A 22,379-nucleotide genomic window follows, 5' to 3' on the forward strand; every position below is an offset into this window, starting at 1 on the left:
CAGCTTTGTGTGGTTTTTTTTTGCCTCAAGAAAACCATTCCCTACACAGCGATAACAGTCTTTGCTTACAATAGTTTAGTCTCTTACGACAACATTTCCCCCAAAAAGGTTCGCCTGAATGCGCAGTTATATTTTCAAACAGTGAGATACTCGTATCACGTTTATTTAAACGCTCGTTTGATTTAATTAACAACTTCTTTACAATGCTTCAGGTCAGACCTCTTAACTTTAAGGAGAAACCATGGGCAAACAGGAAGTCAAAACGCGTTCTGGAGAACGTGTTGCCGTTGTCGCTGGATTACGAACCCCATTTGCTCGTCAGAGCACAGAATTTAGCCAAGTGCCTGCGGTTGACCTAGGCAAAATGGTTGTGAGCGAAATGCTTGCAAGAACGGATGTCGATCCTGCGCTTATCGAACAAGTTGTGTTCGGCCAAGTAGTGCAAATGCCAGAAGCGCCGAACATTGCGCGTGAAATCGTGTTGGGCACAGGCATGAACATCAATACCGATGCCTACAGTGTCACACGAGCATGTGCGACCAGCTTCCAAGCGGCAGTTAACGTGACCGAAAGCATTATGGCTGGCACGATTGATATCGGTATTGCGGGCGGTGCGGACTCTTCTTCTGTATTGCCTATCGGTGTTTCGAAAAAGTTAGCGGCAAATCTATTAGCGCTGAGTAAAACGAAAACTATGGGTCAAAAGCTGAAAATTCTTAAAACACTTTCCGTAAAAGATTTGATGCCAGTACCACCTGCAGTTGCTGAATACTCGACCGGTTTATCCATGGGACAAACGGCTGAGCAAATGGCTAAGACGCATGGTATTACTCGCGAAGCTCAAGATGCACTTGCTCACCGTTCTCACTCTTTGGCTTCTCAGGCATGGAAAGAAGGCAAGATTAAAGACGAAGTGATGACGGCATTCCCGGCACCTTACAAAAAGTATCTAGCGGAAGACAACAACATTCGCCACGACTCAACGGTTGAAGGATACGCCAAGCTACGTCCTGCTTTTGATAGAAAGTACGGCAGTGTAACGGCAGCCAATGCTACGCCACTGACTGATGGCGGTGCAGCAGTGATGTTGATGCGCGAAGGTAAAGCGAAAGAACTAGGCTTAGAAGTGCTTGGTTATATTCGTGGTTATGCGTTCTCAGCGATTGGTGTTGAAACAGATATGTTGATGGGCCCGACTTACGCGACCTCACAAGTATTAAAGAACACCGGTTTAGAGTTGTCAGACCTTACACTGATCGAGATGCATGAAGCATTCGCTGCCCAAGTTTTGGCTAACGTTAAAATGTTCGCGAGCGATGAGTTTGCACAGAAGAATCTTGGCCGCGACAAAGCGATCGGTGAGATTGATATGGAGAAGTTCAACGTGCTGGGTAGCTCGATTGCTTACGGACATCCGTTTGCAGCGACTGGCGCGCGCATGATGACTCAAACATTACGTGAACTGAAACGTCGCGGTGGCGGCTTGGCATTGAACACAGCGTGTGCGGCTGGTGGTTTAGGTGCAGCAATGATCTTGGAGGTAGAATAATGTCTACGACTCTTGATGCAACAACAGAAAAAGAAACAGTCGCTCAACCAGATTCAACCTCTGCGACTGAATCAACCAAAAAGAAAGCGACAGCATTTACTCTCAATATCGATGAGCAAGATATTGCTTGGTTAGCGATTGATGTACCAAACGAGAAAATGAACACGCTGCAAGCGGCTTTTGCTGAAGAAATGAAAGCCATCTTCGAGCAACTCAAAGAAAAGCAAAGCCGAGTTAAGGGCCTAATCGTTCATTCTCTTAAGCCAGATAACTTTATCGCTGGTGCTGATGTAAGAATGCTTGATGCGTGTAAAACGGCTGACGAAGCACAGTCTCTGGCTCGCCAAGGGCAGGAGATGTTCCAAACGCTTTCTGAACTACCGTACCCAGTAGTCGCAGCGATTCACGGCCCATGTTTAGGTGGTGGTTTAGAGCTTGCACTGGCGTGTGATTACCGTGTATGTACCGATTCAGATAAGACTCGCGTTGGTCTGCCAGAAGTACAGTTAGGTCTGTTACCAGGCTCTGGCGGTACACAGCGTCTACCTCGCCTTATTGGTTTGCTGCCATCTCTTGACCTAATCCTTACGGGTAAGCAACTGCGCGCTAAGAAAGCGAAATCGCTCGGTGTTGTGGATGCTTGTGTGCCTGAAACTATCCTGCTTGAAGTCGCTAAAAGCTTTGTTGAAAAGAATACGGGCAGTAAAAAAGGTAAGCGCCTTGCGTCGAAAAGCCAAGCGTCGACCAAAGAAAAGCTGATTTCACGTAACGGCCTTGGTCGTAAAGTGATTTTTGAACAAGCTTCTAAGAAGACTAATCAGAAAACACGCGGCAATTACCCAGCAGCGGATGCGATTCTAGACGTGATTCGTTATGGCCTTGAGAACGGCTTTGACAAAGGTCTTCAGTATGAAGCGAAGCGTTTCTCTGAACTGGTAATGACTTCAGAATCTAAAGCCCTTCGTTCGATTTTCTTTGCAACCACGGAAATGAAAAAAGAACACGGCGCAGACGCAGAACCCAAAGCGGTTAAGCGTGTTGGTGTGCTAGGCGGTGGTCTTATGGGCGCAGGCATCAGCCATGTCAGTGTTGCTAAGGCGAAAGTGCCTGTACGCATTAAAGACGTATCAAATGAAGGTGTACTGAACGCGCTTAACTACAACTTCAAGTTGTTCGATAAGCAGCGTAAGCGTCGCATTCTGAGCCGAGCGGGCCTTGAAAGTAAGATGCTTCAACTGTCTGGTGGTATCGACTTTACGAGCTTTAATCACACCGATGTGGTGATTGAAGCGGTATTTGAAGACCTCGACCTTAAGCAGTCAATGGTTGCGGACATCGAAGCCAATGCCAAGCCAGAGACTATTTTCGCGACGAATACGTCTTCATTGCCGATCCATAAGATTGCGGAGAAGGCGCAGCGACCAGAAAACGTGGTCGGTCTTCACTACTTCAGCCCAGCCGAAAAAATGCCGCTAGTAGAAGTTATCCCTCATGAAACTACGTCAGAAGAGACGATTTCTACGGTTGTTGCATTAGCGAAGAAGCAAGGTAAAACGCCGATTGTTGTGAAAGACACGGCTGGTTTTTATGTGAACCGTATTCTTGCTCCGTACATGAACGAAGCAGCGCATTTACTGCTAGCGAACGAGCCGATTGAAAAGCTCGACAGCACGTTATTGGACTTCGGTTTCCCGGTTGGTCCTATCACTTTATTAGATGAGGTGGGTGTTGATATCGGTGCGAAGATCATTCCGATTTTAGTGAATGAGCTTGGCGATCGTTTCCAAGGTCCTGATGTGTTCGATATTCTTTTGAATGACAATCGTAAAGGCCGCAAGAGTGGTAAAGGTTTCTACACTTACAAAGGCAAGAAGAAGGAAGTGGATAAGTCAGTTTACAAGCTGCTTAAGCTGCAACCAGATCCTAAGTTGAGCGATAACGATATCGCGATGCGCTGTGTGTTACCTATGCTAAACGAAGCGGTTCGTTGTCTAGACGACGGCATTATCCGCAGCCCTCGTGATGGTGATATCGGTGCGATTTTCGGTATCGGTTTCCCGCCATTCCTAGGTGGTCCGTTCCGTTATATGGATCAAATCGGCATTAAGTCACTGGTTGAGATGATGAACGATTTCGCTAAGAAGTACGGTGATCGTTTCGCGCCATGTGATGGCCTACTGACACGTGCTGGATTGGGTGAGTCTTTCTACAAGTAACTCTCTAACTCATTGATTAAGAAGCCAGTATCAAGCAATTGATGCGGGCTTTTCTGTTTTATGAACGAGTGTGAAAGGAATGAGATTCCCGACTCAGTCGTTCCTCCTTCTCGGGAATGATGATTGAGAGATAAAAAGTAAGTTATTGCGTTGATTAGAAAGGTGGTCAAACACACGTCAATCAAAACTACCGTCATCTCCTAAAGCGACGAAGGAGCGTAATAGGAGATCTGCTTTTGGGCTGCATCCAATAAAAAAGGTTGATGCTTTCACATCAACCTTATGATTTTCATTCCAGCTTTATCAGCCTAGCTCAGTATCTTTCGGGCGTAACTGAAACTCATCAATAGAGCCAATTTCAACACCTGCTGACAGCTTCTCTTCCTCATTATGAGCATTACCGTGAGCATGCATAATCAGGCGATTTGCCGTGCGTGGTTTTAGCTGGCTAACCACAAAACGCATCATGTCTGAGCGAGTTAACCCCTTAAGGTCTTCCAATACGCGCTCTCTCTGGTTGAACTCAACATCCTTATTGCCTATCGCAACCCATAAGCGCTGAGCTCGCCCTCGCAAAGTCGTATCTGGTGTCGAAATCTGATTCCAGAGACCGCGCTTACTGCTGTGCCATTGATAGTCGTTAAGCTCCAACAGCACCATGTAAAAGGCATTGAGGAACTCATCTATTGAAGCTAACAAGTCAGCAGGGGCGGCATTCGGTGATTGCACATACAACACAATACCAGGGTGTCGGTTGAGCGGCATATTGCCAGTACCGACCATGTAACCTAGCTGCTGCTTGGTTCGTATCTCATGGAAGAAAGTGGCCGACATCAAATGGTTTGCCAATGAATACAGCGCGATATTTTTAGGTGAAATATCAGGGCATTGGTAATAAACCACAATTGCTGAATCATCTTGGTTACACACCACTTCACGTTGGAAGCTGCCGTTTTCACCGAGCATGATGAGCGGACGCAGTGATTCTTCGTAAGCCTGATCTTGAACACGCAGTGCATCTTTTAGCGTTTCAGCCATCTTGTGTGCATCGGCTTTTTTCCAGTCGCCATACACAAACATCTCAACATGAAGTTCCGCCAAGATTGCTTGAACAAAAGAGGAGAGCTCATCGACCTCTATCGTTTCTAGGGCTTCAATTAACACGGAATAAGGCGGGTTATTTGGTTGAAGTATCCCAGTCATTGCATTAAACAACTGCGAAATAGGGCGATCTTGCGACGCGTTGTTCCAGTTTCTGAGCAATTGATGCTTGATGGTTTCGAAGCGTGTTGGACTAAAGTCGCGTGCTTGGAAACGTTCAAGAATCATATTGAGCAGTTGTGGCTGTTTCTCGCTAAACCCGGACAGAGTGAGCGTTACACCGCCCTGATGGGTGTACATGTTGTAGCCCATTCCGGCGATTTCAGCCTGATACGTATCTTTTTCGAGTGAGTCTAAGAACATCTCTACGCACAAGCGTGTTTTAACGATATTTCTTGGGCTAGCAACTGAGTGCGGGCTATCGATAGCAACATACACCACACCTTTTGGCACCCGGAATTGATGGTCTTGCAGATGCCATAGCTTAAAGCCATCGAGCTCTTCTAACAGTTGTGGGAACTTAGCGTCACCTTCGAGTTCAGTCGGGTCTAGATCGTAGCAAATAAACGGGTTTTTGCTTGGGAGTTCAAACTGCCAACCGGGGTTAATGCACGTAAAGCATTGAACTTGTTCAGCGCTAAAAGGTGTGACCGAGTAGGGAGTAAAGTACCACTTCGCTTCCCTGTCATACTCGAATCCCTGAGCAACAATGGTCGCTCGCATGTTGTCTACGGTTAAGTAAGGCAGCAAAGAACGCTGTAATTCGTCATCGAAATGCGACATTTTGTAATCGCCATACACCACATCTTGCTCTTGGTAGTGCTGCATGTTGATGACGAGGTGGCTGACGACATCAAGCGGTCTTGCTGGCTCTTGAAAGCGGAAAGCAGACTCTAAAACGGCGCGTTTTTCTAGGTAGCGCCACTCTTCTATGCCTTGTTGTTCGACTAACTTGATGTACTGAAATATCGCTTGGATGATGTTATCGGTTTTGGTTAAACCTTCTATGGTCAATGAGCAACTGACTGTGAAATCACGGTAGTTACTGCCACTCGCGCCACCACCTGCAGAGAGAGATGTTATCCAGCCTTTCTCTTTGAGTTGCATCATCAAACTGCCTTCACCTTCGTAACCTAAAAGGTGGGCAAAGAACGACAAAGGCTTAACGCCGTAGTGTTCGTCCATGCTTGGCATCGGGAAGGTTAAGATCAGTTTGCGTACTTCTTTAATTGGCTCAACACGCACTTGTACGCCTGTGCTCAACTCGCCAACAATCGGAACTTCAACCTTTTTGCCTTGTAGGTTGTGATTGGTGATCGAGCTAAAGCGATCCTCAACCCAGCTTTGCATCTCATCTAATGACTGATTGCCAGACAGTGTCAGGGTCATTAAGTCAGCAGAGTATTGTTGCTGGTGGAAAGCTAAAATCTCTTGTCGAATCGTCTCGCCGTTTCTGTCGCCCAACGTATCGATATTACCGACAGAAAACTTCGAGAATGGGTGATTGTGATTCACCAGTTCTTTGGTAACTTGGTACAAGCGTCGTGAGTCGTCGTTGAGTTTCATCTTGTATTCGGAGTCAACGGCTTGGCGTTCTTTATCTAATGCTTCTTCGTTGAACAGGGGAGCAGTGAAAAATTGGCTGAAGCGATCGAGTGCGGTTTCAAAGGCATTCAATTCAACATCAAAAAAGAAGCAGGTGTGCTCGGTTCCTGTCCAAGCGTTGTTGCTACCGCCATGCTGGCTGATAAAACTTTGGAACTCTCCGACCTTTGGATACTTTTCAGTTCCCAAAAATAGCATATGCTCTAAGTAGTGAGCTAAACCCTCTCGGTCTGTAGGGTCATCAAAATGCCCCACATTGACGGCTAATGCGGCTGCTGCTTTTTGAGCATTTTGATCCTGAACTAACAGTACACGTAACCCGTTATTTAAGGTTATGTAGCGGTATTGATGTTCATCATTTGGGCTTAAGTGCACAGGAGCATCTCCAGAGAAGGTGGTTTTTAAATTATGTACCCGATGATTCGGCGTGCAAACCTTGTGATCATATTTTGGGATATGAAGTGCTTTTTGGCGATTTCTAAATCACTTTTATCGATTTTTATCAGTAATTTATTTTCTTTTAACAAGATTGTTAAGAAAGTCGAACTCTTTGGCAAGTGACTTGATATAATTATTTATATTGACTGCGGTTTCTCTGGATTGAGAGCCAAACCTAAGTAGCGTTTCGCTGATATATGGGATATATCGACTTTCGACATGTTACGAAGACAGGATTGAACATGAAAATATTCATTATGCGCCACGGTGAAGCAGAACATTTTGCCAACTCGGATGCAGAAAGAGCGTTGACCAAGCGCGGGAAAATGGCTTCTCTTGCCGTGGCACAAGCTGCAAATGAGCAGGGGATTAGTCAATTCGATAAAGTGCTGGTGAGCCCATATTTAAGGGCACAAGAAACGTGGTTAGAGATCTCTCAGGCGTTTTCTGGAAAGAAAGTAGAAACCTGTGATGATATTACGCCTTATGGAATGTCCGACGATGTGTTTGATTTGACCTTAGCAATGGCTGAAGTAGAAAAACTAGAGACCATTTTATTTGTTTCTCATTTACCTCTAGTGGGCTACCTAACTGCAGAGTTTGCAACAGGCATGGCGCCGCCTATGTTTCCCACTTCGGGCCTAGCGTGTATCGACTTCAACCTTGAGACACAAAAAGGTGAGTTGCTTTGGAACATCAATCCATAAGCTCGTTGAGCTCTGTTTGATGACAAAGTTGCAGACAATTAGAAAGGGCATCTCAATATGATTGGGATGCCCTTTGTTGTTTTTTGGTGAGAGAGAGTTTGTTAACCAGAATTACTTCTCAGGAACCGAAAGCAAGACTAACAGCGCGCCATTGCCGCCAAACTCTAACGGCGCTTGGTGGAAAGCCATCACGTCTGGGTGCTGTGCTAACCACAAAGGCACCTTCTGTTTAAGGATGTGTTTACCGATACCGTGTTGAACGCAAGCACACGCCACGCTCTCTTTCACGCAGTGCGCAATCATCGCGCCAAGCTCACGTTTGGCTTCTTGTTGAGTCATACCATGCATATCGAGATACACGTCAGGCACGTAGACACCACGACGGAGGCGCTTGACCTCATATTTAGAGACATCATCACGCGCATAACGCGTCGGACCGTCTTCGCTAAGATGCGGAATGAACTCATCCGAGAAATAAAACTCGCTATCACTGGCTTGTCTTGCCGTTCGAGTAATTTCTTTTTGCTTGGCATTTCTTTTTGGCTGCTGGACTATGGTATCCTGTTGCAACTTTTTAACGCCCTTTACTGCATCGTTGAACAGGGCGAAATCGTCATCGAAGTCGGTGTCTTTTTTGCTCATCAGGTTATGAATTCTAATTAGAAACGTAATTAGCAGTATTGTAGCGCTTTTCGGAGACAATTTTGGATAAGATTTTTGTAGAAGAAGCGGTATCAGAACTACACACGCTTCAAGATGTGATTCGTTGGACTGTTAGCCGCTTTAACGCAGCGGGCCTATTTTATGGTCACGGCACTGATAACGCGTGGGATGAGGCAGTACAACTTATCTTACCTACTCTTTATCTGCCGATTGATGTTCCTTCGCATGTGATGAACTCTCGTCTAACGAGCAGCGAACGTCTACGTATTGTTGAGCGCGTAATCAAGCGTATTAATGATCGTACACCAACGGCTTACCTAACCAACAAAGCTTGGTTCTGTGGTCTTGAGTTCTTCGTTGATGAGCGCGTTCTTGTGCCTCGTTCTCCAATTGGTGAGCTGATCGAAGCTCAATTCCAACCTTGGTTAACTGAAGAGCCAACTCGCATCATGGATATGTGTACGGGTAGTGGTTGTATCGCTATTGCTTGTGCTCACGCATTCCCAGACGCTGAAGTAGATGCGATTGATATCTCTACTGACGCATTGCAAGTTGCAGAGCAGAACGTTCAAGATCACGGCATGGAGCAGCAAGTGTTCCCAATCCGTTCAGATCTTTTCCGTGATTTGCCAAAAGAGAAATACAACCTGATCGTATCTAACCCACCTTACGTGGACGAAGAAGATATGAACAGCCTGCCAGATGAGTTTACTCACGAGCCAGAACTTGGCCTAGCAGCGGGTACAGACGGTCTGAAATTGGTTCGTCGCATCTTAGCTAATGCACCAGACTACCTAACTGACGACGGTATTCTTATCTGTGAAGTTGGTAACTCAATGGTTCATATGATGGATCAGTACCCAGAGATTCCATTCACTTGGATTGAATTCTCTAACGGTGGTCATGGCGTATTCATGATCACTCGTGAGCAGCTTGTTGCTTGCGCTGATGAGTTCTCTATCTACAAAGACTAGGTTTCAATTATTAGGTTAGTGCCCCTATCTTAGGGCTGTAAGCTTAGAACCTGACATCTAGTAAGACGTTCGATTTGAAACGTTTTTATTTAAACGCCATGCAGCAATGCATGGCGTTTTTTATTGCCTAGATTAAAGATGTTTGCATTTATATCGAAGACGTTAAGCGCAATATTTAGTTGATTAATATGAGGGCTTATTACATATTGGTGTTTAATATTTAGTCGTTTTAGTGAGTTAAGGAGGATTCACGATGAGCTTTGATACATGGATTTATTATTTATTAGCGGTGCTAATTTTAACGGCATCACCAGGCCCAAGTTCTTTATTGTGCATGACCAAAGGTGTGCAATCTGGCTTTAAATTATCGATATTTACTGCCTTGGGGAGCTTAATTGCGATTACTGGTATTTTAACTTTATCGTTTACCGGGCTAGGGGTAATTATTGCTTCGTCTGAAGTGGTATTTAATGTCATAAAATGGACTGGTGCAGCTTATCTGATCTTCCTCGGTTGGAAGTCTCTGCGCTCTAGCCAACAAGATTATGACAAGTTATCGGATCAACAAGGCGGTGCTCAATCTGTCAAAGAAAGCGCTGCGCAGCATTACTTAAGTGGCTTTATTGTTGGCGCGAGTAACCCCAAAGCTATCTTGTTTTTTACTGCACTTTTCCCACAGTTTATTGATCCCTCAATTGCGCTATTACCACAGTTTACCGTGTTTGCTTTTACCTTCGCAGTGATGGAATTGTCTTGGTTATTGGTGTATGCCTACTTGGGGGCGAAGTCGTCAAATTGGTTGTTTGCGAAAGGTCGAGCCAAGGTCTTTAATCGTGTCACTGGAGGTGTCTTTATTGGGGCTGGCGCACTGCTTTCGACGACCAGTCGAGCATAACTTTCTGTTTTATCAGAGAGGTGAATGGTTACAGAATATTCTTGATGCTGTCATAAAAGGTTAATATTAATGTGCTTGCTGCTTTTGGCGAAAAGCCGATATATTGTAGTTACACCATCACGTTCTCAAGGAGAGACATATGCAGCATCAAGAAATGATTCAACACAGTAACTTTGGCGTAATCAGTCGTACTTGGATTTTCTCTACCCTTTCTCTAGTGGGTATTCTTGCTCTAATGTAGTCAGCTTCATGGCTCTATAGTTTTAGTTTTTATTATGAAATCACTTGTTAAAAAGTCTTCAAAGTCAGAACTCTTTCTCTTATAAATGTGGCTTTTCTCATCAGGCTAGCCACTTAACTTTTTCTTAGTCATCTTCTTCTAGCAAGCATCCCCCAGTAATTTACTCCTAGTCACCACTTTCTTCTTGTGGAATGGTTTATCACCTTACCTCTATAAACAAGCGCCATCGCACTTCTGAAGTTGTTACGAAACTGTGATAATCTTAAGTTATCTTTTATCTACAGTGTATCTCTCATGTCTGTCTGGGATTCTATTTCATTTAACAATCGATTTACTGCATTACCTCGACTGTTCTATACCCCAATTCAACCTACACCGCTCAGCAATGTCCAATGGCTCGCATGGAATCATAAGCTTGCGGATGAACTCGGTTTTTTGTCATTTGATGATGCTTCCGAGGAATTGCTTGAAACGTTATCTGGCAATGTTGAACCTGAGCAGTTTTCGCCTGTAGCAATGAAATACGCAGGCCACCAGTTTGGTTCTTATAACCCGGATTTAGGTGATGGAAGAGGGCTGTTATTAGCTCAAATTGTCGCGAAAAGTGGCGAAACGTTCGATTTACACCTTAAAGGTGCCGGTAAAACGCCCTATTCACGTATGGGCGATGGACGCGCTGTTATTCGATCAACCGTTCGTGAGTACTTATGTAGCGAAGCGATGGCAGGGCTCAATATCCCAACCACTCGCGCGTTGGCTATGATGACCAGCGACACACCGGTATATCGAGAGAAGCAAGAGTGGGGCGCATTGTTGGTGCGTGCTGCCGAATCACACATCCGTTTCGGTCACTTTGAGCATCTGTTTTATACCAATCAGTTGGCTGAGCATAAGTTGCTGGCCGATAAAGTCATTGAATGGCACTTCCCTGAGTGTCTCGATGAAGAGAAACCCTACGCTGCTATGTTTAATCAGATTGTTGACCGTACCGCGAAGATGATTGCGTTGTGGCAAGCGAATGGTTTTGCTCATGGCGTGATGAACACCGATAACATGTCGATCATCGGGCAAACTTTCGATTATGGTCCGTTCGCGTTTCTTGATGAATATGACCCAAGATTGATCTGTAATCACTCGGATTACCAAGGTCGTTATGCTTTTAACCAGCAGCCAAGAATAGGGCTTTGGAACCTGTCGGCACTGGCTCACTCACTTTCTCCGCTGGTGGATAAGGCCGACTTAGAGGCGGCTTTAGAGCAGTACGAACCGCAAATGAACGGTTACTTTAGTCAGATGATGCGTCGTAAGTTGGGGCTACTTTCGAAACAAGAAGGCGACAGTCGTTTGTTTGAATCTATGTTCGAGCTGATGTCGCAAAACAAAGTCGACTACCCAAGGTTCTTTAGAACGCTATCGAACCTAGACACCTTGTCGCCACAAGAAGTGATTGATCTGATAATTGATCGAGAGGCAGCAAAACTGTGGGTAGATAACTACTTACAACGCTGCGAATTGGAAGATAGCTCAGTGGTCGAGCGCTGCGAAAATATGAGACAGGTAAACCCGAAATACATCCTCAGAAACTACCTAGCTCAGCTAGCGATAGACAAAGCAGAGCGCGGTGATAGCAGCGATATTGACGCTTTGATGGTGGTACTGGCAGACCCTTATGCGGAACACCCGGATTATGAATACCTTGCGGCTCTACCTCCTGAGTGGGGCAAAGGTATGGAGATTAGCTGCTCGTCTTAAATCGGCTTATCAGTATAAAACCAACAGATAGCGGTCGCTTAGTTGTGATCTCTATCTGTTTGTTCTTCTAATTTTACAAACATATCAATAATCAAATACTCGACCTGCCTATACACTATGTGAATAAGTTGTAAATTTTATAGGTTTGGGCGATGCCAACAAATACTCGAATTCTCGTGGTGGATGATGATCAAGAAATCCGCGAGTTGCTGGAAGAGTACCTTACAAAATCGGGTTTCGATGTCTCTTCGGTTGGAGATGGTGTTGAACTAGAAACTCATCTCCAAAGCCAAGGTTATCCTGACCTGATACTTCTAGACGTGATGCTTCCTGGTGACGATGGTTTTACCTTGTGTCAACGCGTCCGTAAGCAATCGAATGTGCCTATCATCATGCTGACTGCCGTATCGGATGAAACCGACCAAATTATCGGCTTAGAAATTGGTGCTGATGATTACATTGCCAAGCCGTTTAGCCCTCGTCAGTTAATGGCGCGTATCAAAGCGTTGTTGCGCCGCGTTCAAGTGGTGGATGACAAGACAAGTGATGCATTGCCAAAACAGATTGTTTTTGGTGATTGGACGCTTGATACGTTAGCGCATCGAATTTCCCACAATGAAAACTCGGAAGAGATGGATTTGTCGGGCAGTGATTTTTCTCTGTTGATGTTGTTCTTAACTCGCCCTAACGAAGTTCTCGACCGTGACACTATCTCATTCGCGACCAGAGGCCGTGAAGCGTTGCCTTTTGAGCGAGGCATTGATGTGCAGCTTAGTCGTCTGAGAAGCCGATTGGGCGACAGTGGCAAGTATCCTCACTACATCAAAACCATGCGCGGTAATGGCTATATCCTCGCTGTGCCTGTTCAGTATGAACACTGATAATCAAGTGATGTTAATGAGCACCTCGGCAATGAAGTATTTCCTATGAACGGGTTGAGTCGGTTAAAGCCAAACTCTTTGGTTGCCAGAACATTGTTACTGACCTTGTTAGCCGTGGTAATAGCTCAAGGCATCGCAACGTCTATATGGTATAGCGAATCAAAACACAAAGAGCTGGAAGGAATTCGTTCTGCCTCGTCGAGCATGGCGAACATGTTTGCTTCAACGGTGACTTTTTTCCAATCTCTACCCGTTAAATATCGTCATATCGTGCTGGATCAAATACGGAATATGGGCGGTACGCGCTTCTTCGTTTCTTTCAATAAAGAGGCTTTGATTGTCGAACCGATCCCCGATACCCGTTTAAAAACAGCCTCGATTGAAGCGATAGAAAGTGTTTTGAGTAGCAAACTCAATAAAGTGGCGTCAGTGCGGGTAGATTTTTCTCGACCTGAACACCTTCGCTTGCTTAAAAACGACATCTACTTAAGCGATCTCCCGCGATCTTGGGCACATCATACTTTAACGTTAGAACCGCTGAATCCACCCATTCTGGTTGTACAAATCGAATTGACCAGTCACGAATGGGTATACATTGCGGCACTGTTGCCTGCTCCATATGTGAAACTCGACGATACGATTCTTGGCAGAGAGCAGGTGATCTTCTTAGTTTCTTCAACGCTTATTCTGCTGGTTCTAACTTACTTGATGATTCGTCGCCAAGTGCGTCCTCTGAAAAAGTTAGCAAGGGCGGCCAATGAGATGAGTATGGATATTCAGCAGCCTCCGCTAAACGAAGAAGGGGCGACTGAACTGGTCACCGCAACCCGAGCCTTTAATCGCATGCAGCAACGGATTCGTCGCTATGTTGCCGACCGAGAGCACCTTTTTTCTGCGATCTCCCATGACTTAAAGACACCAATAACACGTCTAAGATTGCGTGCAGAGTTGTTGGAGAGTGAAGTAAAGAAAGACAAATTCAATAAAGATCTCGATGAGCTCGAGATGATGGTCAAAGGTGCTTTGCAAGCGGTAAGAGACACCGATCTACACGAGAATAATGCCATTATTGACCTCAACGAAATGGTACTTTCTGTTATTGAATCTCATAACCAGTATCAGACAAAAGTTGAGTTTGAGCCGGTCGTCATTGAGCCACTGGTCGCGAAACCACTGGCGATTAAGCGTGTACTGACCAACTTAATTGACAACGCGGTTAAGTATGGTTCATCAGCTGTCGTGGAAGTTAGTGGTGATGAGCTTTGGGTTGTCGTGACTATTCAAGACCGTGGGAATGGCATTCCTGAAGACAAGTTAGAGATGGTTTTTGAACCCTATTTTAGGCTAGCAACGGATGATCAAGGACACGGACTTGGCCTCGGGATCTGCCGAAATATCCTGCACGGACACGGTGGAGATCTCATTATTCGCAACTCCTCTCAAGGTGGCTTGGAAGTCAAAGTCTATATCCCAACAGGCTTAGAAGTGTAGTGTAACAATCTTGTTACATTGGGCTTACCTTTTGTTTCAATCTTACCAGTCAGAATAAGTAGACTCTTTAATGAACCGGACGTCGAGTCCGCTAAAACATGGAAGATAATAATGAAAATCAATAAAACCCTACTTACTCTATCTCTTCTTGCTGCCTCAACATTTTCTCAAGCTGGTGAAGTGGAAGTGCTTCACTGGTGGACTGCCGGTGGCGAAGCGAAATCCGCAGCTGTACTGAAAGAGATGATTGAAGAACAAGGCCATACTTGGAAAGATTTCGCTGTTGCTGGTGGCGGCGGTGAAAGTGCGATGACTGTTTTGAAAACTCGAGCAGTGTCGGGCAATCCTCCATCTGCGGCGCAGATTAAAGGTCATGATATTCAAGAGTGGGGTGGTTTAGGTTTTCTAACGTCTCTCGATGCAACTGCGAAACAAGAAAAATGGGATGAGCTACTGCCAGAAGTGGTCACTAAAGTGATGAAGTGGGATGGCGAATATGTCGCAGTTCCTGTCAACGTTCACCGTGTTAACTGGCTTTGGGCTAACCCTGTTGTTTTAGAAAAATCAGGAGTGACGGTTCCAACTACGTTAGATGAGTTCTTTGTTGCCGCAGACAAGATTAAAGCGGCTGGCTTCATTCCACTGGCTCACGGTGGTCAACCTTGGCAAGACGCTACGGTATTCGAAGCTGTAGCACTTGATGTACTAGGCAGTGAAGATTACAACAAAGCGTTCGTTGATCTGGATATGGACGTGTTATCTGGCGACAAAATGGTGGGAGTGTTCACCAAGTTCAAAAAGATGCGTGATTACATCGACAGCAACTCTCCGGGTCGTGATTGGAACGTAGCAACTTCGATGGTTATCAATGGCGAAGCGGCAATGCAGATCATGGGTGACTGGGCGAAAGGTGAATTTACTGCGGCAGGCAAAGTACCGGGTAAAGATTACATCTGTGCACCAGCACCGGGCACTGATGGCCAATTCACTTTCAACATCGATAGCTTTGCGTTCTTTGAGCTGAGTGACAAAGAGAACCAAAAAGCGCAGCAAGACCTAGCGAAAACCATTCTTACCAAAGATTTCCAAGAAGTCTTCAACCTTAACAAGGGTTCTATCCCTGTACGTCTAGATATGGACATGTCTAAGTTCGACCAATGTGCGTTGGATTCAATGGCAACCTTCAAAGCGAGTGCGAAATCTGGCGATCTTGTTCCGAGTATGGCTCACGGCCTAGCGACAACAAGCTACGCTCAAGGCGCGATTTACGACGTGGTAACCAACTTCTTCAACGAAAAAGATGCCGATCCAAAACAAGCGGCGGCTAAGTTAGCGAAAGCTGTGAAAGCGGCTATCTAATATAACTTGATAAGCGACACACAACGCACGTGAGTGACGGGTTGTGTTGCTTTACCAAACCCCCAGGGTGGGTAGGCTCGTAGGGAGCCTATCTACTCTTCACTCCCAATTCTGATATGCGTGATGCTGATGTGGTGCCGAAAGGTAAGCCATTGGCTCGATTGTGCAACAAGGATAAGTTATGGAGCATGTTTTGACTGAGTCGACTCCAAAACCCACAAGGAGCCAGCCTGCGCCCAAGCCTAGCTTTGCTGACAGGTTGCAACATTGGTTACCCAAGATTGTACTGGCGCCGACCGCGTTAGTGACCGTGGTGTGTATCTACGGCTATATATTCTGGACGGCGGCGCTGTCGTTTACGAATTCTCGATTTTTACCGAGCTTCAACTTTGTTGGTTTAGCTCAATATGAAAAGCTGATGGACAACGATCGCTGGATCACCTCAATCACCAACCTCGGTGTGTTTGGTTTTCTGTTCATGGCGATTGCTATCTTGTTGGGTGTGGGTTTGGCGGTATTGCTTGACCAGAACATCCGTCAAGAAGGCGCGATTCGTACCATTTATTTATACCCAATGGCCTTGTCATTCATCGTGACGGGTACCGCTTGGAAATGGATTCTCAATCCGGGTCTTGGCATTGAAAAACTGATGCAAGATTGGGGCTTTACCGACTTCAAATTCGATTGGTTAGTCGACTCTGAAATGTCGGTCTATACCTTGGTTATCGCAGCACTTTGGCAGTCGTCAGGCTTCGTGATGGCGATGTTCTTAGCCGGCCTTCGTGGCATTGATTCTTCAATCATCAAAGCCGCTCAAATTGATGGGGCGAGCTTACCCACTATTTATCTGAAAATCATTCTACCTTGCTTGCGCCCTGTGGTTTTCAGCGCGGTGATCATCACCTCACACATTGCGATTAAGAGTTTCGACCTTGTGACCGCGATGACAGCGGGTGGCCCAGGTTATTCATCGGATCTTCCTGCGCTATTCATGTACGCACACTCATTTACGCGTGGACAAATCGGCCTTGGTGCTGCCAGTGCCATGATGATGCTTGCTGGTATCTTAGCGATTCTCGTGCCTTATCTTTACTCTGAACTTAGGGAGAAAAAGTCATGATGAATAACATCAATTTTGCTCGAATCTTTATTTATTCAGCACTGCTTTTCTTCTGCTTGGTGTATCTAATGCCATTGTTTGTCATGGCGCTGACCTCATTCAAAACTCTGCCAGACATCAAGGCAGGTAACTTGATGAGCTTACCGAAAGAGTGGGTGTTTGATGCTTGGTATAAAGCGTGGGACACCGCCTGTACGGGCGTGAAATGTGAAGGCATCAAAGGCTACTTCTGGAACTCGTTCCAAATGGTGATTCCTGCGGTTGCGATTTCAACATTGCTCGGTGCATTCAATGGTTATGTAGTGACGAAATGGCAATTCCGAGGCTCGAATCTGTTCTTCAGCTTACTGTTGTTTGGTTGCTTCATTCCGTTCCAAGTGGTGCTACTACCAATGGCAACCATGCTCGGCAAGATGGGGCTAGCGAACACAACCATCGGCTTGGTGATTGTGCACGTTATCTACGGCATGGCGTTTACAACTCTGTTTTTCCGTAACTTCTACATCTCGATTCCGGATGAATTGATCAAAGCAGCAAAACTGGATGGTGCAGGCTTCTTTACCATTTTCTTCAAGATCTTATTACCGATCTCTACGCCTATCATCATGGTGACGGTGATCTGGCAGTTCACCGCAATCTGGAACGATTTCTTGTTCGGGGTGGTGTATTCCGGCTCAGAGACTCAGCCAATCACCGTAGCATTAAATAACTTAGTCAACACCAGCACGGGCGTTAAAGAATACAACGTTGATATGGCTGCCGCGATCATCGCCGCGCTGCCAACGCTGTTGGTGTATGTCTTCGCAGGAAAATATTTTGTTCGTGGCCTAACGGCAGGATCAGTAAAAGGATAATTACCCATGGCAACATTAGATTTAAAACAGATCCGTAAAACCTATCGCAACGCGGACAATGAAACGTTAAAGGGCATCGACATCAGTATCGATTCGGGGGAGTTCTTGATACTTGTCGGCCCTTCGGGGTGTGGAAAATCCACCCTAATGAACACCATTGCTGGGCTAGAAAATATTAGTTCGGGTGAAATCGTGATTGATGGTGTTGACGTGGCCCAGGTTGAACCTAAAGACCGCGACATCGCGATGGTATTCCAGTCGTACGCACTTTACCCAAACATGACGGTACGCGGCAATATCGCCTTCGGCTTGAAGATCCGCAAGATGCCACAAGACGAAATCGACGCAGAAGTGAATCGCGTCGCTGAAATGCTACAAATCGAACAACTGCTTGATCGTAAACCATCGCAGCTATCTGGTGGTCAGCGTCAACGTGTCGCTATGGGGCGCGCTTTGGCGCGTCGTCCTAAGCTGTATCTGTTCGATGAGCCGCTTTCTAACTTGGATGCCAAGCTACGTGTCGAGATGCGACACCAGATCAAACGTCTGCACCAAAAGCTGAACACCACCATTGTCTACGTGACCCATGACCAAATCGAGGCGATGACCTTGGCTGACCGTATTGCGGTGATGAAAGATGGTGAACTGCAGCAACTCGGTACGCCGCAAGAGATCTACACCAAGCCAAACAATATGTTTGTTGCGGGCTTTATGGGTTCACCATCAATGAACTTCATTAAGACCATGGTGGATTTGGATGATGAGCAGAATCCGATCATCAAAGTAACGGGTACAGCTGAGCAAGAGCACCACATTCGATTACCACAAAGCATGCGTGAGCAAGATGGCAAAGAAGTGGTGATTGGCCTGCGCCCTGAACATATTACCGAGCAGGAAAGTGAAGATGTGTCGGCAACGACCAAGCTAGACTTGCAGTTAGAAGTGCTAGAACCAACAGGGCCAGATACGATTGCGATGGTGAAAGTGAACGACCAAGAAGTGGCATGTCGCTTGTCGCCAGAATTTGAAGTGTCAGTTGGGCAAATGGCGCCGCTGCATTTTGACTTATCAAAGGCGGTATTCTTTGATGCTCAGACTGAAGCGAGAATTGATTTTTAGTTTTTGAGACAGTAGCTCAATGAGAGTCTAAGCTTAAGCAAAGGCAGTATCACTAATTACTAATAAGTAACGTGATGCTGTCTTTTTTGTTGTTTTAGCCTGTTTTATTTCCTCACGAAAACAGAGGGATAAACGAGATAAATGGATTAACTGCAATAATATCGCCAAATAGCCTCCGTTAGCTCTATAAAGCTGACCGAGAACAGCGTAGGATCGCGCTACTTTAGACCAAATACTAGGTTGCACATTAGTGCATAAACAGAAGAATACATGAAACTAACAGCAAAACCCTCAGCTAGTAACGCTTTACTTATTTCTATTACGACACCGGACTTCAAAGGTGACGAAGCAAAAGAGTCTCTTGCCGAACTTGCTCGCTTAGTAACAACCCTAGGGTTTAAAGTGGTCGGTACTCAATCGCAGCACCACAGTTCAACTCAACGACAAAACGTGTTGGGTGCTGGTAAGCTTGCGGAAATTGCACACCTAACCGGCTACCAAGGTTCGATTGAAGAAGCAGAAGATGAAGACTTCCTTGATGAATCTGGTCTGTTTGATTCAGAAATCGACGAGCTAGATTTTGATGATCTTCCAACGGGCGACTTTCAATACGGCGCTGCTGATGTTGTGGTATTCGACTGTGATTTGAGCCCGTCTCAACTGCGTAATGTCGAATCTCACCTAGGTGTCGAAGTTTTTGACCGTACAGGCATCATCATTGAGATCTTCAGTCGCCACGCTCGTACTCGTACTGCTCGTCTGCAAGTTGATATCGCTCGTCTAAACTATTTAGTGCCACGACTTCGTGAAACGGCTGAGGGTGACAAAGAGCGCCAGATGGGTCAGGGCGCTGGTGAAACTTCACTAGAGCTAGACCGTCGTAACGTACGTGACCAAATTGCTGCGCTTAAGCGTGAGCTAGTAAGCGTACAAGATGAAATGAAGACCCGACGCACAAGGCGCGCGGAGCTTTTCACTGTTGCTTTAGTTGGCTACACCAATGCCGGTAAGTCTTCGATGATGCGTGCAATGACCGCAACCGAAGTGGTGGGTGAAGATAAACTGTTCGCAACGCTAGACACCACGGTTCGTGCGCTTCAACCAATTACTCAGCCGCGTATTCTGGTTTCAGATACAGTAGGTTTCATCAAGAAACTGCCACACGATTTGGTTGCTTCGTTCCACTCTACGCTAGCAGAAGCGCATGATGCTTCATTGCTGCTTTATGTCGTTGATGCTTCTGACGTTTCATTCCGCGCACAACTTGATGTGGTACACGACGTATTGGCACAAGTGGGCGTTGAAGGTAGCGAAAAACTATTGGTGCTGAATAAGTGCGATAGATTGACGGAAGAACAGCAGTTAGAGCTGATCGAAGACTTCCCAGATGCGATGCTAACGTCGACTCGTGATCCGTTAGATATCACTAAACTGCACAAGTACATCGTTGGTGTTGCTGAAGAAGGCATGATCGAAGAAGAGATCACTATCCCTTATTCTGGACAAGGCATCATCGGTGAGATTCGCTCAAACATGAGTGTGGTGAAGGAAGAATACGACTACGAATGCATCAAGCTTACTGTACGCTCAAGTGCAATTGATTTAGCGCGCTTGAAAAAGCGTATGCAGAAGTCTTAATTTTGTAGCGAGCCTGGCAAGAACAACCAAAAGAAAAGCGACCCGATAAGGTCGCTTTTTTGTTTCCTGTCGCTGAGTAATTAGTTACTCGTCAACCAGTCCATTTAGGTCATTTACGCCATTCTTTGAGTTGGCTTCCATCGTGCTAGTTCTGGATCAAGCTTGATGCCTTGCGAAGTCAGCAGGTTAACACGTGCTAAGTAAGCCGCACCGTGCATCAGGTGCTTAGCAAGGTCGACCGCATTACGCTGCTGGTAATCATCTAGGTAGCTGTCTTTTGCCCACGCGTTGAATGCGCCAAGTGCAGGACCTGCCCATACTTGGTAATCCATCTCACGGCCTTGTTCACCTGTGTTTGACCAACGACTTGAAAGACCCAAGTACCAACGGAAAATCAACGCCATTTTACGTTTCGGGTTACCTTCAGCACGCTCGATCTGTTTAGGATCGCGCTCGTTAAAGTGCGCCACAGTCCCCGCCCAAATGTCATCCAGTGTTGAACGGAATACTTGCTTCTCAAGCTTCAGACGCTCTTCTACTGGAATCGCTTCAATTGAGTCGTAGCGTGTGTATAACTCATACAGTTTGTTGGCACGCATTGGGAATAAAGTGCCGCGCTTAACCACTTGCAGTTTCACGCCCATTTCGAACATGTCGGCCGCCGGAGCCATAGTCACATCAGCCATTTCAGTTGTCGAAAGTAGCTTACGAGTGTGTTCGCTCGCGCCAGCCTCAACACACGCTTGGTTGATTGAACCGGTAACAATGTAAGCAGCACCCATGTTAAACGTCGCTAGAGCAGCATCAGGTGTGCCTACGCCACCACCACAACCGACACGTAGTGGTGTTTTGAAGTGATACTGAGCTTGGATTTGCTCTTTCAGCGCTAGAATCGTTGGTAGCAGTGTTACTAGCGGACGGTTGTCGGTGTGACCACCAGAATCGGCTTCTGCGGTAATGTCATCAGCCATAGGAACCAGCTGTGCCAGTTCCATCTGTTCTGCTGTGATTCGACCTTCATCAACTAGAGCTTGCAGCATTTTAGCTGGAGCTGGTTGCATGAACTTACTCGCGACTTCAGTACGGCTTACCTTAGCAATAACCTTGTTGCCAATCTGAATCTCACCTTGTGCATCACGGCTAAGGCCCGCGGCACGGTAGTGAACGATTTGCGGTGTTAGACCTAAGAAGGCAGAAGCCTCAACCGTTTTCACTTTGTGCTTCAAAAACAGCTCTACACTGCCGCGCTCTAGTGCGGGTTCGCTTGGGCTATGAATCAGGTTAAACGCATAAGGGCCGTTTGGCAGTGCTGCTTGGATACGGTTGATCGCTTGCTCAACGCGAGACGGGATTAAGCCCGCCGCGCCAAATGAACAAAGAATGCCAGCTTGGCCAAGTGCAATCACCAACTCTTCAGATGAAATGCCGTTTGCCATTGCGCCCGCATAGTAAGCGTATTTCACGCCATGACAGCGACGAAAATCTTCGTCGCCTAGGCTTTGTGTACCAAGAGCGGGAGCAAATGCGCTAACAGGTTGGTTGTTCGCTGAACTTGCTGAATCACCCGATGCAATCTCTGCTTGTTGGCTAACGCCTAAACCTTTTTCTGGGTGATTCACGACGTAACAAGCAAGGCTTAAGTCTTTTAATATTGTCGACATTGTCGCGTTATCAAAGCGAGTTGTGCTCTCTTCAATCTGCCAAGGCCACGGAGATAGCTTTTCGTTATTGATAGTGGTTTGAGTTGTCATAATTAATTCTTTCCTAGTTCTCTGT

General features: G+C 46.0%; 16 protein-coding genes. 13 read left to right on the forward strand and 3 right to left on the reverse strand.

Annotation, left to right across the window (positions count from 1 at the left end):
- The first annotated feature begins 241 nt into the window (after positions 1-241).
- Positions 242-1,549, forward strand: coding sequence for an acetyl-CoA C-acyltransferase FadI (gene fadI, locus AB6E54_RS00260; protein ID WP_017060645.1), 1,308 nt, complete (start codon positions 242-244; stop codon positions 1,547-1,549).
- Entirely contained in the window at positions 1,549-3,765 is a 2,217-nt protein-coding gene (gene fadJ / locus AB6E54_RS00265) for a fatty acid oxidation complex subunit alpha FadJ (protein WP_102332825.1), read from the forward strand. The genes fadI and fadJ overlap by 1 nt, the downstream gene beginning before the upstream one ends.
- Positions 3,766-4,068: 303 nt before the next feature.
- On the opposite strand, the gene AB6E54_RS00270 is transcribed toward fadJ, so the two are convergent.
- Positions 4,069-6,846, reverse strand: coding sequence for an insulinase family protein (locus tag AB6E54_RS00270; protein WP_017064099.1), 2,778 nt, complete (start codon positions 6,844-6,846; stop codon positions 4,069-4,071).
- A 305-nt stretch (positions 6,847-7,151) separates the two neighbouring features.
- Between AB6E54_RS00270 and sixA the strand changes: the two genes are divergently transcribed.
- Complete coding sequence (sixA, locus tag AB6E54_RS00275; protein WP_017064097.1) at positions 7,152-7,616, forward strand: phosphohistidine phosphatase SixA; 465 nt, start codon at positions 7,152-7,154, stop codon at positions 7,614-7,616.
- 111 nt (positions 7,617-7,727) lie between these two features.
- Here sixA and smrB read toward each other — a convergent pair whose 3' ends face one another.
- Positions 7,728-8,258, reverse strand: coding sequence for an endonuclease SmrB (gene smrB / locus AB6E54_RS00280; protein ID WP_017064096.1), 531 nt, complete (start codon positions 8,256-8,258; stop codon positions 7,728-7,730).
- 62 nt (positions 8,259-8,320) lie between these two features.
- Here smrB and prmB point away from each other — a divergent pair, with 62 nt between their 5' ends.
- The 10 genes from prmB (at position 8,321) to hflX (ending at position 20,603) form a co-directional block, all read left to right on the forward strand.
- Positions 8,321-9,253: a 50S ribosomal protein L3 N(5)-glutamine methyltransferase gene (gene prmB, locus AB6E54_RS00285; RefSeq protein ID WP_017060640.1), complete on the forward strand. Its 933-nt coding sequence runs from the start codon at positions 8,321-8,323 to the stop codon at positions 9,251-9,253.
- Between the two features lie 253 nt (positions 9,254-9,506).
- Complete coding sequence (locus tag AB6E54_RS00290; protein WP_372106535.1) at positions 9,507-10,148, forward strand: LysE family translocator; 642 nt, start codon at positions 9,507-9,509, stop codon at positions 10,146-10,148.
- A 535-nt stretch (positions 10,149-10,683) separates the two neighbouring features.
- Positions 10,684-12,141 carry a protein adenylyltransferase SelO gene (locus AB6E54_RS00295; RefSeq protein ID WP_372106537.1) on the forward strand — a complete coding sequence of 486 codons (1,458 nt, stop codon included), beginning with the start codon at positions 10,684-10,686 and terminating at the stop codon, positions 12,139-12,141.
- Between the two features lie 152 nt (positions 12,142-12,293).
- A complete protein-coding gene (locus AB6E54_RS00300) occupies positions 12,294-13,022 on the forward strand; it encodes a response regulator (protein WP_017066145.1) in 729 nt (242 codons plus the stop codon).
- A 45-nt stretch (positions 13,023-13,067) separates the two neighbouring features.
- Positions 13,068-14,513, forward strand: coding sequence for an ATP-binding protein (locus AB6E54_RS00305; protein ID WP_372106538.1), 1,446 nt, complete (start codon positions 13,068-13,070; stop codon positions 14,511-14,513).
- A 111-nt stretch (positions 14,514-14,624) separates the two neighbouring features.
- Positions 14,625-15,872, forward strand: coding sequence for an ABC transporter substrate-binding protein (locus AB6E54_RS00310; RefSeq protein WP_372106540.1), 1,248 nt, complete (start codon positions 14,625-14,627; stop codon positions 15,870-15,872).
- A 181-nt stretch (positions 15,873-16,053) separates the two neighbouring features.
- Positions 16,054-16,992, forward strand: a complete 939-nt coding sequence (locus AB6E54_RS00315; protein WP_017060634.1) for a carbohydrate ABC transporter permease — start codon at positions 16,054-16,056, stop codon at positions 16,990-16,992.
- Positions 16,989-17,846 carry a carbohydrate ABC transporter permease gene (locus AB6E54_RS00320; RefSeq protein WP_009848502.1) on the forward strand — a complete coding sequence of 286 codons (858 nt, stop codon included), beginning with the start codon at positions 16,989-16,991 and terminating at the stop codon, positions 17,844-17,846. The genes AB6E54_RS00315 and AB6E54_RS00320 overlap by 4 nt, the downstream gene beginning before the upstream one ends.
- A gap of 6 nt (positions 17,847-17,852) precedes the next feature.
- On the forward strand, positions 17,853-18,965 hold the full coding sequence (locus tag AB6E54_RS00325) for an ABC transporter ATP-binding protein (RefSeq protein WP_017066148.1): 1,113 nt from the start codon (positions 17,853-17,855) through the stop codon (positions 18,963-18,965).
- Positions 18,966-19,235: 270 nt separating this feature from the next.
- Positions 19,236-20,603, forward strand: a complete 1,368-nt coding sequence (gene hflX, locus AB6E54_RS00330) for a GTPase HflX (protein ID WP_372106542.1) — start codon at positions 19,236-19,238, stop codon at positions 20,601-20,603.
- A gap of 113 nt (positions 20,604-20,716) precedes the next feature.
- Here hflX and pfaD read toward each other — a convergent pair whose 3' ends face one another.
- Positions 20,717-22,354: an eicosapentaenoate synthase subunit PfaD gene (gene pfaD, locus AB6E54_RS00335; protein WP_372106544.1), complete on the reverse strand. Its 1,638-nt coding sequence runs from the start codon at positions 22,352-22,354 to the stop codon at positions 20,717-20,719.
- Positions 22,355-22,379 lie beyond the last annotated feature (25 nt).

Source organism: Vibrio sp. 10N.247.311.49 (assembly GCF_041467655.1).
Classification (GTDB): domain Bacteria; phylum Pseudomonadota; class Gammaproteobacteria; order Enterobacterales; family Vibrionaceae; genus Vibrio; species Vibrio crassostreae_C.

Excerpts from the sequence above, each read along its gene's own strand:
- AB6E54_RS00325 (WP_017066148.1), top strand. The coding sequence starts at position 17,853 with ATGGCAACATTAGATTTAAAACAGATCCGTAAAACCTATCGCAACGCG.
- AB6E54_RS00290 (WP_372106535.1), top strand. The coding sequence starts at position 9,507 with ATGAGCTTTGATACATGGATTTATTATTTATTAGCGGTGCTAATTTTA.
- fadJ (WP_102332825.1), top strand. The coding sequence starts at position 1,549 with ATGTCTACGACTCTTGATGCAACAACAGAAAAAGAAACAGTCGCTCAA.
- fadI (WP_017060645.1), top strand. The coding sequence starts at position 242 with ATGGGCAAACAGGAAGTCAAAACGCGTTCTGGAGAACGTGTTGCCGTT.
- AB6E54_RS00305 (WP_372106538.1), top strand. The coding sequence starts at position 13,068 with ATGAACGGGTTGAGTCGGTTAAAGCCAAACTCTTTGGTTGCCAGAACA.
- AB6E54_RS00295 (WP_372106537.1), top strand. The coding sequence starts at position 10,684 with ATGTCTGTCTGGGATTCTATTTCATTTAACAATCGATTTACTGCATTA.
- smrB (WP_017064096.1), bottom strand. The coding sequence starts at position 8,258 with ATGAGCAAAAAAGACACCGACTTCGATGACGATTTCGCCCTGTTCAAC.
- pfaD (WP_372106544.1), bottom strand. The coding sequence starts at position 22,354 with ATGACAACTCAAACCACTATCAATAACGAAAAGCTATCTCCGTGGCCT.
- AB6E54_RS00310 (WP_372106540.1), top strand. The coding sequence starts at position 14,625 with ATGAAAATCAATAAAACCCTACTTACTCTATCTCTTCTTGCTGCCTCA.
- AB6E54_RS00300 (WP_017066145.1), top strand. The coding sequence starts at position 12,294 with ATGCCAACAAATACTCGAATTCTCGTGGTGGATGATGATCAAGAAATC.
- AB6E54_RS00320 (WP_009848502.1), top strand. The coding sequence starts at position 16,989 with ATGATGAATAACATCAATTTTGCTCGAATCTTTATTTATTCAGCACTG.
- sixA (WP_017064097.1), top strand. The coding sequence starts at position 7,152 with ATGAAAATATTCATTATGCGCCACGGTGAAGCAGAACATTTTGCCAAC.
- hflX (WP_372106542.1), top strand. The coding sequence starts at position 19,236 with ATGAAACTAACAGCAAAACCCTCAGCTAGTAACGCTTTACTTATTTCT.
- AB6E54_RS00315 (WP_017060634.1), top strand. The coding sequence starts at position 16,054 with ATGGAGCATGTTTTGACTGAGTCGACTCCAAAACCCACAAGGAGCCAG.